This is a genomic window from Klebsiella oxytoca NBRC 105695, assembly GCF_001598695.1.
Lineage (GTDB): Bacteria > Pseudomonadota > Gammaproteobacteria > Enterobacterales > Enterobacteriaceae > Klebsiella > Klebsiella oxytoca.
Genome location: NZ_BCZK01000006.1, coordinates 25,642 through 38,289, shown reverse-complemented (window position 1 = coordinate 38,289; position 12,648 = coordinate 25,642). Strand labels below are relative to the sequence as shown.

At 54.2% G+C, this 12,648-nt stretch carries 10 protein-coding genes; 3 read left to right on the top strand and 7 right to left on the bottom strand.

What is annotated here, in order from left to right; all coding sequences use genetic code 11:
• Positions 1–204: 204 nt before the first annotated feature.
• Entirely contained in the window at positions 205–756 is a 552-nt protein-coding gene (mepK, locus tag KO1_RS11900) for a peptidoglycan L,D-endopeptidase MepK (protein WP_004100731.1), read from the top strand.
• A gap of 13 nt (positions 757–769) precedes the next feature.
• Positions 770–1,417 (top strand): MBL fold metallo-hydrolase, encoded by a 648-nt coding sequence (locus tag KO1_RS11895; RefSeq protein ID WP_004100733.1) that lies wholly within the window; start codon positions 770–772, stop codon positions 1,415–1,417.
• 66 nt (positions 1,418–1,483) lie between these two features.
• Here KO1_RS11895 and KO1_RS11890 read toward each other — a convergent pair whose 3' ends face one another.
• The 4 genes from KO1_RS11890 to pncB all read right to left on the bottom strand — a co-directional run bounded on the left by KO1_RS11890 (position 1,484) and on the right by pncB (position 7,447).
• Complete coding sequence (locus tag KO1_RS11890) at positions 1,484–2,674, bottom strand: amino acid aminotransferase (RefSeq protein WP_004100734.1); 1,191 nt, start codon at positions 2,672–2,674, stop codon at positions 1,484–1,486.
• Positions 2,675–2,861: 187 nt separating this feature from the next.
• The gene (locus tag KO1_RS11885; protein ID WP_004100735.1) at positions 2,862–3,941 is read right to left on the bottom strand and encodes a porin; all 1,080 of its coding nucleotides are present in this window, start codon (positions 3,939–3,941) and stop codon (positions 2,862–2,864) included.
• 589 nt (positions 3,942–4,530) lie between these two features.
• Positions 4,531–5,931, bottom strand: coding sequence for an asparagine--tRNA ligase (gene asnS, locus KO1_RS11880; RefSeq protein WP_004100736.1), 1,401 nt, complete (start codon positions 5,929–5,931; stop codon positions 4,531–4,533).
• Between the two features lie 313 nt (positions 5,932–6,244).
• A complete protein-coding gene (gene pncB, locus KO1_RS11875; RefSeq protein ID WP_004100738.1) occupies positions 6,245–7,447 on the bottom strand; it encodes a nicotinate phosphoribosyltransferase in 1,203 nt (400 codons plus the stop codon).
• Positions 7,448–7,774: 327 nt separating this feature from the next.
• Here pncB and pepN point away from each other — a divergent pair, with 327 nt between their 5' ends.
• Positions 7,775–10,390: an aminopeptidase N gene (gene pepN, locus KO1_RS11870; RefSeq protein WP_064406933.1), complete on the top strand. Its 2,616-nt coding sequence runs from the start codon at positions 7,775–7,777 to the stop codon at positions 10,388–10,390.
• Positions 10,391–10,454: 64 nt separating this feature from the next.
• Here the strand turns inward: pepN and ssuB are convergent, their stop codons facing one another.
• From ssuB to ssuE, 3 genes are read right to left on the bottom strand one after another with little or no spacing between them, the layout of a single operon-like run.
• The gene (gene ssuB / locus KO1_RS11865) at positions 10,455–11,228 is read right to left on the bottom strand and encodes an aliphatic sulfonates ABC transporter ATP-binding protein (protein ID WP_004100741.1); all 774 of its coding nucleotides are present in this window, start codon (positions 11,226–11,228) and stop codon (positions 10,455–10,457) included.
• The gene (gene ssuC, locus KO1_RS11860; protein ID WP_023320653.1) at positions 11,225–12,016 is read right to left on the bottom strand and encodes an aliphatic sulfonate ABC transporter permease SsuC; all 792 of its coding nucleotides are present in this window, start codon (positions 12,014–12,016) and stop codon (positions 11,225–11,227) included. Before ssuC ends, ssuB begins: the two co-directional genes overlap by 4 nt.
• 54 nt (positions 12,017–12,070) lie before the next feature.
• Complete coding sequence (gene ssuE, locus KO1_RS11855) at positions 12,071–12,646, bottom strand: NADPH-dependent FMN reductase (protein ID WP_004100743.1); 576 nt, start codon at positions 12,644–12,646, stop codon at positions 12,071–12,073.
• Between the last annotated feature and the right edge of the window lie 2 nt (positions 12,647–12,648).

Below are 12,648 nucleotides of genomic sequence, written 5' to 3'. Positions count from 1 at the left end.
GTTGGCAATAATGCCCGGTAAGGTGCCTTTCGTGCGCCAGAAGTGCATATACATATAATCCTGCAAAAGCGTAATGGTGGTGAGCAAGCCAGGTCTTCGTCGCTGATATCGATTAGCCGCCGGAGAACGAGCGTATGCTGGCGGCTAACGGGCGGATTGCGGGAAAAGTATATTACGATTCATTTACCTGTAGACCTGATTATCATGGACAAATTTGACGCTAATCGCCGCAAACTGCTGGCGTTAGGTGGAGCCGCGCTCGGTGCTGCTGCCATTCTGCCTGCGCCGGCATTTGCCACCCTCTCGACCCCACGACCGCGTATTTTGACGCTGAACAACCTGCATACTGGTGAATCACTCAAGGCGGAGTTTTTCGATGGCAGAGGCTATATTCAGGATGAATTAGCAAGACTTAATCATTTTTTCCGCGACTATCGCGCGAATAAGATTAAGTCCATCGATCCCGGTTTGTTCGATCAACTCTATCGTCTGCAGGGATTACTTGGTACGAACAAGCCTGTCCAGCTTATTTCCGGTTATCGCTCTGTTGATACCAATAATGAGCTTCGCGCGCGCAGCCGGGGAGTAGCGAAACACAGCTACCACACCAAAGGCCAGGCCATGGATTTCCATATTGAAGGCATTTCGTTAAGCAATGTTCGCAAAGCCGCGTTATCTATGCGTTCAGGTGGTGTAGGATACTACCCACGTAGCAACTTTGTGCATATTGATACCGGGCCGGTACGGCACTGGTAACGAAAGGAGCGTCATGAACTATCGTATTATTCCGGTTACCGCGTTCGCGCAGAACTGTTCTTTAATCTGGTGCGAACAAACCAGGCTGGCGGCGCTGGTGGATCCCGGCGGTGATGCTGAGCGAATCAAACAGGAAGTCACCGCGGCAGGCGTCAGCCTGATGCAAATTCTGCTGACGCATGGCCATCTCGATCACGTTGGTGCGGCGGCGGAGCTGGCGCAACATTATGGCGTGCCGATTATCGGGCCGGAAAAAGAAGATGAGTTCTGGCTGGAAGGATTACCGGCACAGAGCCGGATGTTTGGTCTGGAAGATTGCCAGCCGCTTCAGCCGGATCGCTGGTTGAACGAAGGCGATGTAGTCAGCGTGGGGAACGTCTCTCTGCAGGTGTTGCACTGTCCCGGTCATACTCCAGGGCACGTGGTCTTCTTCGATGCCGCTTCCCGACTGCTGATTTCTGGCGATGTCATATTCAAAGGTGGGGTGGGGCGTAGCGATTTCCCTCGTGGCGACCATAGCCAGCTGATCGATGCGATTAAACGCAAACTCTTGCCGTTGGGCGATGACGTATCGTTTATTCCTGGCCATGGCCCTATGTCGACGCTTGGCTATGAGCGTCTGCATAACCCATTCCTGCAGGATGAGATGCCTGTCTGGTAAATTTGCCGGAAGAAAATAGATGAAAAGGCCGCGAATGCGGCCTTTTGCTTTTGCTACAGAGCGGGCTTACAGTACGGCAACAATCGCTTCGCACAGCGGCGCCATATTGTCTGGCGTCATGCCCGCGACGTTAATACGCCCGGATGCCACAGCGTAAATCGCAAACTCTTCGCGTAACCGCAGGACCTGCTCTTTGGTCAGGCCGCTAAACGAGAACATCCCGTTTTGCTGAATGATGAAAGAGAAATCACGGCTGGCGCCTTTTTCCTGCAGGGTATTAACGAACAGCAGACGCATGCGCTGGATGCGTTGGCGCATGTCGGTTAACTCTTGTTCCCAGATGGCGCGCAGCGCGTCATTGCTGAGAATGGTCGCCACTACCGAGGCGCCGTGAGCCGGCGGGTTAGAGTAGTTTGCGCGGATAACGGACTTCATCTGGCTGAAGGCGCGGTCTACCGTTTCCTGGTCAGCGGCAACCAGCGTGCAGGCGCCTACGCGTTCGTTATACAGGCCGAAGTTTTTCGAGTAGGAGCTGGCTACCAGCAGCTCTTTATGCAGCGCGGCGAAAGCGCGCAGGCCTTCAGCGTCCTCTTCCAGGCCCCGGGCAAAGCCCTGGTAGGCAAAGTCAAACAGCGGCAGCCAGCCTTTCTCTACGGAGAGCTGCGCCAGCTGTTGCCACTGTTCCAGCGTTGGATCGATACCGGTTGGGTTGTGGCAGCAGCCGTGGAACAGAACCACGTCACCGGCCTGCGCTTCGTTCAGGCTGGCCAGCAGTCCATCGAAGTCGAGTTTGTGGTTTGCGGCATCGTAGTAGGTATATTCGCGAACGTCGAGTCCGGCTGAATTGAATACGCTTTTATGGTTCGGCCAGCTTGGGTTGCTCACCCAAATACGTTTAACGTCGGTATTCTTCGCCAGAAAATCAGCGGCGACGCGCAGGCCGCCTGTACCACCGGGAGTCTGGGCGGTACGAGCGCGTTTATCATTGATAATCGCGCTGCCTTTCCCAAACAGCAGCTCCTGAGTGCAGCGACCAAACTCTGGAATACCATCAATACCCAGGTAATTTTTGGTGGTTTCATTTTCCAGCAGATACTGTTCTGCTTTCTTCACGCTAGTCAGGACCGGTGTTTTACCCGTTTCATCTTTATAAACACCAATTCCAAGATTAATTTTTGTTGGGCGGTCATCGGCACGAAACAGATCGGCCAGGCCCAGAATTGGGTCGGCAGGGGCGGCGGTAATGTTCTCAAACATGACGAGGTTCCATTGTGATTACTGAAGGGAAATCCGCTATCAGGTTAACGGGAGTTATGTTAATTGCCAACCGTTTGCGACAAAAAGCGAGAAGGTTTTTAAAAGTTACGATCTTCCTCTCAGGAACGCAGAAAAGCAGGACCGAAGTCCTGCTTTTTAGGCATATCACGAAGGGGTGTACTGCAAATTAGAACTGGTAAACGATACCAACCGCTGCCTGATCGTCGGTCGCGACTTTCGCAGCACGGGTGTAGTCGTTGTCGTCCAGCTGGTTGAATTTATACGCAGCGTAGACGTTCATGTTTTTGTTGAAGTAGTACCAGGTACCCACTTCGACGTATTTAACCAGGTCAGCATCGCCGCCGGAGAAGCCAGCGCGGGAGCGCAGGTCTTTACCTTTAGTCTGTACGTAGCCGATGGACGGACGCAGGCCGAAGTCGAACTGATACTGAACAACGGCTTCAAAGTTCTGAGTTTTGTTAGCGAAATAGTTGCCTTCGTTTTCCGGAGTCATGTTGTAGGTCTGAGAGTACATGACTGCAGCGTAGATGTTGTTCGCATCATACTTAGCGGAGGTTGCCCATGCTTCAGCTTTTTCGCCCTGACGGTCTGCTTTCTGGTCGCCGCTGCGGCTGGAGTTAGCATAACCAGCGGACAGCGCTACACCGTTGTCAAACGCGTAGGTAGCCGCGGTGCTGAAGCCGTCGCCGTTTTGTTTCTTCACAGCGCGTTCTTTGTTTTTACCCTGGTACTGCAGCGCAAAGCTCAGGCCATCAACCAGACCGAAGAAATCAGAGTTACGGTAGGTCGCAACGCCGTTGGTACGCGCGGTCATGAAGTTGTCGGTGTTGGTCCAGCCGTCGCCGCCCCATTCAACCAGCATATCGGTCGCCGCTTCAACGTCGTAGATGGCGCCGTAGTTACGACCGTAGTCGAATGAACCGTATTCACCGGCTTTTAAGCCAGCGAAAGCCAGACGGGTTTTCGTGGTCTGGGAGCCTTCAACGTTGGACGCATCCATGTTGTATTCCCACTGGCCGTAACCGGTCAGCTGATCGTTGATCTGGGTTTCGCCTTTCAGGCCGATACGGGCGTAGGTGGTGTCGTCGCTGCTGGTGTCACCGTTAGTGGTCCAGACGTGCTCGCCAACCATTTTTCCGTAAAAGTCGAGTTTGTTGCCGTTTTTGTTATAGATTTCTGCAGCGTTAGCTGCACCGGCTACCAGCAGGGCAGGAATTACCGCTGCCAGAATTTTGCGCTTCATCATTATTTATTACCCTCATTTATATTTTTTTATGAACACTTGCCACTGCCGCCAATACGTTTCGTCAATAAAAATTTACGGAACTATTGATGATAGTTTGGTGTCTGGAGGCATCTTTCCATTCAGAACAACGTTTCGCTAGCCTGAAAATGCTACCAATATCTCATATGAGTAACAAAAGGAAATTCTATGTAACTAAATGTGTATTTTTGGGAACTTTGTGAACTCTATCAACATTCCGTCCCTGTTCGCTGACAAAATCAGCTCTCTTTATATATCTATATGAATTAATTATGATTAATTTAGATAACAGAGGGGTTGTGCATTTTACAGCTGCTTTTTGCTTTTTTTTTATTCAGATCTTGTCGTTGCAAGATGTGCGGTGGTTGATTAAATAGTGAGCAATATAATCAGCAGGTTTGACGATTTTTGGGCATTAAGTGCGATTTGTAACTTCAGGTATGAGCGAAATAGTGCGTAACATATTTATGAATTTCGCGGGTTGATGTTTAAATTTCCTGAAATTCGTTAACGTAAATTGACATAAAAAAAGGCCGGCTTGCGCCGACCTTTGCGTGAGATAACAAAAAAATCAGAATGTGGCGTTACGTGGAGTGCGCGGGAACGGAATCACGTCACGAACGTTCTGTACGCCGGTCACGTAGGCAATCAGACGCTCGAAGCCCAGACCAAAACCGGAGTGCGGCACGGTGCCGTAACGGCGCAGGTCGCGGTACCACCAGTAGTCTTCTTTATTAAGACCCATTTCCGCCATGCGCGCGTCAAGTACGTCCAGGCGTTCTTCACGCTGGGAGCCGCCGATAATTTCACCGATACCCGGCGCCAGAACGTCCATTGCGGCGACGGTCTTCCCGTCTTCGTTAAGGCGCATATAGAACGCCTTGATCTCTTTCGGGTAGTTTTTTACGACTACCGGCGCTTTAAAATGCTCTTCCGCCAGATAGCGTTCGTGCTCGGAGGAGAGATCCACGCCCCAGTACACCGGGTTTTCGAACTGCTTACCGCAATTTTCCAGAATGGTGACCGCGTCAGTATAATCCACCTGAGCGAAATCCGCGGAAACGAAACGTTGCAGACGATCGATCGCATCTTTATCAACGCGTTCGGCAAAGAACTGCATGTCATCTGCCCGCTCTTCCAGAACGGCTTTGAAAACGTACTTCAGCATCGCTTCCGCCAGACCTGCCACATCGTTCAGATTAGCAAAGGCGACTTCCGGCTCCAGCATCCAGAACTCTGCCAGGTGGCGGGTGGTGTTGGAGTTTTCCGCACGGAAGGTTGGGCCGAAGGTGTAGATTTTGGATAGCGCGCAGGCGTAGGTTTCGCCGTTCAGCTGGCCAGAAACGGTCAGGAATGACTCTTTACCAAAGAAGTCCTTATCGAAATCGACTTTGCCCTGATCGTTGCGCGGCAGGTTTTCCAGATCCAACGTGGAAACGCGGAACATCTCGCCCGCGCCTTCGGTATCGGAAGCGGTAATCAGCGGGGTAGAAACCCAGAAGAAACCCTGTTCGTCAAAGAAGCGGTGCAGCGCCTGCGCCAGGGTATGGCGAACGCGCGCCACGGCGCCAATCAGGTTGGTGCGCGGGCGCAGGTGGGCAACTTCACGCAGGTATTCAATGCTATGGCGTTTAGCCGCCATCGGATAAGTTTCCGGATCGTCTACCCAGCCGCTTACTTCAACATGACTGGCCTGAATCTCAAAGCTCTGGCCCTGACCCTGGGATTCCACGACTTTACCGGTCACGATGACTGAACAGCCGGTGGTCAGGCGCAGCACTTCCTGATTGTAATTGGGAAGAGAATTACTAATAACGGCCTGTACAGGATCAAAGCAGGAACCGTCATAGACGGCGAGGAAAGAAAAGCCAGCTTTAGAATCTCGGCGGGTACGCACCCATCCGCGCACGGTGACTTCGCTGTCAACGGCAACGCGGCCCTGGAGTACGTCGGCTACAGGCACAACGCTCATAATAGTCTCTCTTGTTAGTCCAATAGAAAAATCTGTATACCCCTTCGACAGGGGGATATCTATGTTACCTGTCATCTTCCATCAGACAAGTAGATTTCGCGCAAGAAAGGGGTGTTTTAGGAAATAAATAAGGAGATTGTCTCCTTTACGACGGGAGAGCCTGATATTAAGAGAGTTTTGAGCATTGCCTTTATCCCGCGCAGGGCATTTCGCAATGAAAACAGGGCGGTGAATATGAAACACTTTTCTGAACGGAAAGGGGGATGATAATAAAAATGCGTCCGGTTTTACGGACGCATTTTTTCGCACAGTGTTAGCTGGCTTTTTTGACCGGCGGCAGATCGAAGGCTTTACGCAGGGCGCGCACGAAGGCTTTATCGTGGCAAATCGTTTTACCCGGGCTATCGGAAAGTTTCGCTACCGGCTTGCCGTTGCACTCCACCAGCTTAATAACAATATTCAGCGGCTTAACCTGGGGAATATCGCAGGTTAAACGTGTGCCGATACCGAAGCTCAGATTGACCCGTGAGGAGAAGTGGCGATAAAGATCGACCGCTTTCGCCAGGTCGAGATTATCAGAAAATACCAGCACTTTGCTCAGCGGATCGATGCCCAGCTTCTTGTAATGGGCAATAGCCTTCTCGCCCCATTCTACCGGGTCGCCGGAGTCGTGGCGCAGCCCCTGATAGCGGGTTGCAAATTCCGGCCCGAAATCGCGCAGGAAAGCGTCCATCGTGATGCAGTCAGTCAGTGCGATACCTAACCGATCGGGATACTCTTCCAGCCAGGCCGCGAGGGCCGCGCGCTGGCTGCTGGCCAGGTTCGGGCTGATCTGCTGGTGCGCCTGGAACCATTCGTGCGCCTGGGTTCCCATTGGCGTCAGGTTAAGCCGACGCGCCAGATCGTAGTTGCTGGTGCCGGTGAACCACGGCTCCTGCTGCAGACGCTGAACAATGGCCTGCTGCACCTCGCGTGAGAAGCGGCGGCGAGTACCGAAATCCATCAGGCGGAAGCCGGACATATCGACATCAGCGGTGAGACGGTTAAAGTCGGACAGCTTATGTTCAAGGGTATTCAGCGCTGTCGTCACGGTGATTTCCGGCGAGCGGTAGTGGTGCACCAGCTCGCTTATCACCGCCAGCAGCGGAACCTCCCACATGATGACTTCAAGCCATGGCCCGGACAGGCGAATATTCAGCTTACCGTTGTCATTAGTGACGGTAACCTGGCGCGGATCGTAGCGGAAGCCGCGTAGCCAGTCGAGATAATCTGGCGCAAAGAAGGGCAGGCTCGACAACCAGTGATATTCATCGTCCTGCAGCCTCAGGTCGCGCATCGTCTCAACCTGCTCGCGAATCGCATCGGCGTAGATGCCGAGCAGATCGTCCCCGCGGCAGCGGAACTCCGCCGCAACCTGTACATCATTGTAGCGGTGGAAGACAGCCTGCTGCATATGCAGCTTGTAGGCATCCGTATCAAGCAGCGAATGCAGTACAGGAGAAGTGAATTGGGTCATGGTGCGCAGTAGCATCCTCTCACTGGAGCGTTTCCATCAAAACCAAAGCGGTAAAAGGAGGCGGAGTATACCTGTAATACCCGACTCTGTCCCGCGGCGACGGCTGATGGCGACGCTAACGGTCATTTGCGAGGCCTAGTTTAATATATTGAACACGCATCACACCACAAGCTTTGCGCCTGGTCGAGCGCATTTCGTGCCTCTAGTGTTATCAGAATGTAGCAATTTTCATGTTTAGCATTGAAAAGATGAAGATTCTGCATAGCGAGATTTGCGCAACAGGAATAGACTGAGTCGACACTTTACAGGACATGCTAAAGGTTTTTTATGACACAACAGCCCCAAGCCAAATACCGCCACGACTATCGTGCGCCGGAGTATCTGATTAGCGATATCGATTTGACCTTTGACCTGGATGCCGCGAAAACCGTTGTTACGGCTGAGAGTAAGGTCTCCCGCCACGCGGCTGCGTCTGATGTGCCATTGCGTCTGGATGGCGAAGACCTGACGTTGGTTTCTCTGCTGGTTAATGGTCAGCCGTGGAGCGACTATAAGGAAGAAAATAACCAGCTGGCGATCGGCGGATTGCCGGAACATTTCACCCTTACTATCGTCAACGAAATCAGCCCGGCGGCCAATACCGCGCTGGAAGGGCTGTATCAGTCCGGCGAAGCGCTGTGTACCCAATGCGAAGCGGAAGGTTTTCGCCATATTACCTGGTACCTTGACCGTCCGGACGTGCTGGCGCGCTTCACTACCAAAATTATCGCCGACAAGGCCAAATACCCGTTCCTGCTCTCCAACGGTAACCGCGTAGCCCAGGGGGAGCTGGAGAATGGTCGCCACTGGGTTCAGTGGCAGGATCCGTTCCCCAAACCGTGCTACCTGTTTGCGCTGGTGGCCGGTGATTTCGACGTCCTGCGCGATACTTTCAAAACTCGTTCGGGACGTGAGGTTGCGCTGGAGCTGTATGTAGACCGCGGCAACCTCGATCGCGCTCCATGGGCGATGACTTCGCTGCAAAACTCAATGAAGTGGGACGAAACCCGCTTTGGCCTCGAGTACGATCTTGATATCTATATGATTGTCGCCATTGACTTCTTCAACATGGGCGCCATGGAGAACAAAGGGCTTAACGTCTTTAACTCTAAATACGTGCTGGCGCGCACCGATACCGCGACCGATAAAGACTATCTGGATATCGAGCGCGTCATTGGCCACGAATATTTCCATAACTGGACGGGTAACCGCGTAACCTGTCGCGACTGGTTCCAGCTCAGCCTGAAAGAAGGCCTGACCGTTTTCCGCGATCAGGAGTTCAGTTCCGATCTCGGCTCACGTGCGGTCAACCGCATCAATAACGTGCGTACTATGCGCGGTCTGCAGTTCGCCGAAGATGCCAGCCCGATGGCGCATCCGATTCGGCCGGATAAGGTTATCGAGATGAACAACTTCTACACCCTGACGGTGTATGAGAAGGGCGCTGAGGTGATCCGCATGCTGCATACGCTGCTGGGCGAAGAGAATTTCCAGAAAGGAATGCAGCTGTACTTTGAACGCCATGACGGCAGCGCCGCGACCTGCGATGATTTTGTCCAGGCGATGGAAGACGCTTCGAACGTTGATCTATCCCACTTCCGCCGCTGGTATAGTCAGTCCGGGACGCCGATCGTTACCGTCCATGATGACTACAATCCAGAAACGGAGCAGTACACGCTGACCATCAGCCAGCGCACGCCGCCGACCGCTGAGCAGGCTGAGAAGCTGCCGTTGCATATTCCGTTCGATATCGAACTCTACGACAACGAAGGCAAAGTCATCCCGCTGCAGAAGGGCGGTCACCCGGTGCATCATGTGCTGAACGTGACCCAGGCGGAGCAGACTTTTGTTTTCGATAATGTCTACTTCCAGCCGGTACCGGCGCTGCTATGCGAGTTCTCTGCCCCGGTGAAGCTGGAGTACAAATGGAGCGATCAGCAGCTGACTTTCCTGATGCGCCACGCGCGTAATGATTTTTCCCGCTGGGACGCGGCGCAGAGCCTGCTGGCAACCTATATCAAACTCAACGTTAACCGCCACCAGCAGGGGCAACCGCTGTCGCTGCCGATCCACGTAGCCGATGCTTTCCGCGCCATCCTGCTGGATGAGAAGATCGATCCGGCGCTGGCGGCGGAAATCCTGACGCTGCCTTCGGCGAATGAAATTGCTGAGCTGTTTGCGATTATCGATCCGCTAGCTATCGCCGCGGTGCGTGAAGCGCTGACCCGTACGCTGGCGAAAGAGCTGGCAGACGAGTTCCTGGTGATTTACAACGCCAACAAGCTTGACAGCTACCGCGTTGAGCATGCCGATATCGGCAAGCGTTCTCTGCGTAACACCTGCCTGCGCTATCTGGCGTTTGGCGACGCGGAGCTGGCGGATAAACTGGTTAGCGCGCAGTATCACCATGCGGACAACATGACCGACGCGCTGGCGGCGCTGGCGGCGGCAGTCGCTGCCCAGCTGCCGTGCCGTGATGCATTGATGCAGGAGTATGATGATAAATGGCATCAGGACGGCCTGGTGATGGATAAATGGTTTATCCTGCAGTCAACTAGCCCGGCCGATAACGTCCTGCAGACGGTTCGCGGCCTGCTGAATCATCGTTCGTTCAGCATGAGTAACCCGAACCGCGTCCGTTCTCTAATCGGCGCTTTTGCCGGCAGCAACCCGGCGGCGTTCCATGCCGAAGACGGCAGCGGCTATCAGTTCCTGGTGGAAATGCTCACTGAACTGAACAGCCGTAATCCACAGGTTGCGTCGCGTCTGATTGAACCGCTGATTCGTCTGAAACGCTATGATAACAAGCGTCAGGCGCTGATGCGCGGGGCGCTTGAGCAGCTGAAAGGTCTGGAGAATCTTTCCGGGGATCTGTTCGAGAAAATCAGTAAAGCGCTGGCATAACGCCAGCACGAGTCCAAACCTGTCGCCCCGCTCGCGCTGCGCGAGCGGGGGAACGTCGCAGTCGTTAACCGTGACTCACTAAGCGTGGCGAGGATTCGTTCTTGCCGCGCTGCATCACCCGATGCAGCACTTCCGCTTCCAGTTCGGCCAGCTTCGCCGAGCCGGTGCGCCGCGGACGAGGGATGTCCACCAGCAGATCCAGACCTATTTTTCCCTCTTCTATCAGCAATACGCGATCGGCCATCGCCACCGCCTCGCTGACGTCGTGGGTGACCAGCAGGACGGTAAAGCCATGATCCTGCCACAGAGAAACGATCAGATCCTGCATTTCCAGACGAGTCAGCGCGTCGAGTGCGCCGAGCGGCTCATCAAGCAGCAATAATCCAGGACGATGAATTAACGCACGCGCCAGCGCTACGCGCTGCTTTTGCCCGCCGGAAAGCGCTGCAGGCCATTCACCGGCGCGGTCTTCAAGGCCAACGCTCGCCAGGGCATTAAGCGCCGCCTCACGCCACTGGCCTTTCAGCCCCAGTCCGACGTTGTCGATCACCGTTTTCCACGGCAGCAGGCGGGCATCCTGGAACATCATCCGGGTATCGTCCTGGATTTGTGCCAGCGGCGTCGAGCCCGCCAGCAGCTGGCCGCCGTTGGGCTTTTCCAGCCCAGCCAGCAGCCGCAGCAGCGTACTTTTACCGCCGCCGCTGCGACCGACCACCGCGACGAATTGCCCGGTGGGGATATGCAGATCGAGTTCATTCAGAATCGTCTTGCTGCCGTAACGCTTGCTTACGCCGTTTAACAGCAGCGGAATTCCGGGATTAAGACGCGCGGTTGTCATGCGCTGGCCTCCTGAAGGTGATAAGCCGGATTCCAGCGCAGCCAGACGCGTTCAAGGAGCTGTGCGCTGAAATCGGCCAGTTTGCCGAGAATAGCGTAAAGAATAATGGCGACGACTACGACATCGGTCTGCAGAAATTCGCGAGCGTTCATTGCCAGATAGCCAATACCGGCGTTAGCAGAAATGGTTTCCGCAACAATCAGCGTTAACCACATCAGGCCGAGCGCAAAGCGGATACCGACCATAATTGAGGGCAGGGCGCCGGGCAGGATCACGTGACGGAACAGCGCAAAGCCCGATAAGCCATAGCTGCGAGCCATCTCTACCAGTCCTCGGTCAATGTTGCGGATGCCGTGCCAGGTGTTGATATAAATCGGGAACATCGTCCCCAGCGCCACGAGGAAAATTTTGGCGCTTTCATCAATGCCAAACCATAAAATGACCAGTGGAATCAGGGCGAGGTGCGGCACGTTACGTAGCATCTGAATAGAGGTATCCAGCAGGCGTTCTCCCCAGCGCGAGAGGCCGCTGATAAGCCCGAGAACCAGACCAATGGAGCCACCAATACTGAAACCAATAAGTGCCCGCCACGAGCTAATGGCCAGATGCTGCCATAGTTCGCCGCTGGCGGAGAGCGTCCAGAAGGCTTTGAGAATGCCTTCCGGCGACGGTAAAATCCGGGTGGAAAGCCAGCCGATGGAGGAGGCGAATTGCCAAATAATCACGCTGCCCACCGGTAAAAGCCAGGGAGCTATGCGGATGAGAAATTTTTGCGAAAGCGTCGCCATGGAGTATTCCTTATTCGCTAGCGTATTGCCCTGTTAAGGGTAATACGCTGGTCGTTAAACGTGCTCAACCCGCTGTAAGGTTTTCAGCGCCGGCGCGCGGCTGCTGGGGCGATGCAGCGCCTGCCAGAAAGTTTCCAGCGCCAGGTCGAGGCGACCCTGCAGATTCGGCGTAAACTGCGGTTTATGCTGATAATCCGTGACCTGGCTATCGTCAGCAAAAACGCCGTGGAGGATCTCCTGAGCTTTCAGCGCATTGAGTACCGGTTTTAAGGCGTAATCCACCGCCAGCATATGCGCGATGGTCCCGCCGGTAGCCAGCGGCAGAACGATTTTGCCTTCCAGCGCGCGTTCCGGCAGCAGATCAAGCAGCGTCTTGAGTGCGCCTGAAAAAGAAGCCTTATAGACCGGCGTGGCAATAATCAGCCCGTCCGCGCCGGCAAGCTGTTCATTAAGCGCGTGAAGAGCGGGGTTATCGAAGCGAGCATAGAGCAGGTCTTCCGGGGCAAAATTCTGCAGGTGCCAGTGGCAAACCTCGATATCCGCCGCGGAGAGGGTCTCTCTGGCGTATTCCAGGAGTGCGCTGGAGCGGGAAGGGTAACGCGGGCTACCCGCAAGTGTTATGACTCGCATAT

What these genes read in the sequence shown, in the direction of transcription:
- mepK (WP_004100731.1), top strand. Translation starts at nt 205, where the DNA reads ATGGACAAATTTGACGCTAATCGCCGCAAACTGCTGGCGTTAGGTGGA.
- KO1_RS11895 (WP_004100733.1), top strand. Translation starts at nt 770, where the DNA reads ATGAACTATCGTATTATTCCGGTTACCGCGTTCGCGCAGAACTGTTCT.
- KO1_RS11890 (WP_004100734.1), bottom strand. Translation starts at nt 2,674, where the DNA reads ATGTTTGAGAACATTACCGCCGCCCCTGCCGACCCAATTCTGGGCCTG.
- KO1_RS11885 (WP_004100735.1), bottom strand. Translation starts at nt 3,941, where the DNA reads ATGATGAAGCGCAAAATTCTGGCAGCGGTAATTCCTGCCCTGCTGGTA.
- asnS (WP_004100736.1), bottom strand. Translation starts at nt 5,931, where the DNA reads ATGAGCGTTGTGCCTGTAGCCGACGTACTCCAGGGCCGCGTTGCCGTT.
- pncB (WP_004100738.1), bottom strand. Translation starts at nt 7,447, where the DNA reads ATGACCCAATTCACTTCTCCTGTACTGCATTCGCTGCTTGATACGGAT.
- pepN (WP_064406933.1), top strand. Translation starts at nt 7,775, where the DNA reads ATGACACAACAGCCCCAAGCCAAATACCGCCACGACTATCGTGCGCCG.
- ssuB (WP_004100741.1), bottom strand. Translation starts at nt 11,228, where the DNA reads ATGACAACCGCGCGTCTTAATCCCGGAATTCCGCTGCTGTTAAACGGC.
- ssuC (WP_023320653.1), bottom strand. Translation starts at nt 12,016, where the DNA reads ATGGCGACGCTTTCGCAAAAATTTCTCATCCGCATAGCTCCCTGGCTT.
- ssuE (WP_004100743.1), bottom strand. Translation starts at nt 12,646, where the DNA reads ATGCGAGTCATAACACTTGCGGGTAGCCCGCGTTACCCTTCCCGCTCC.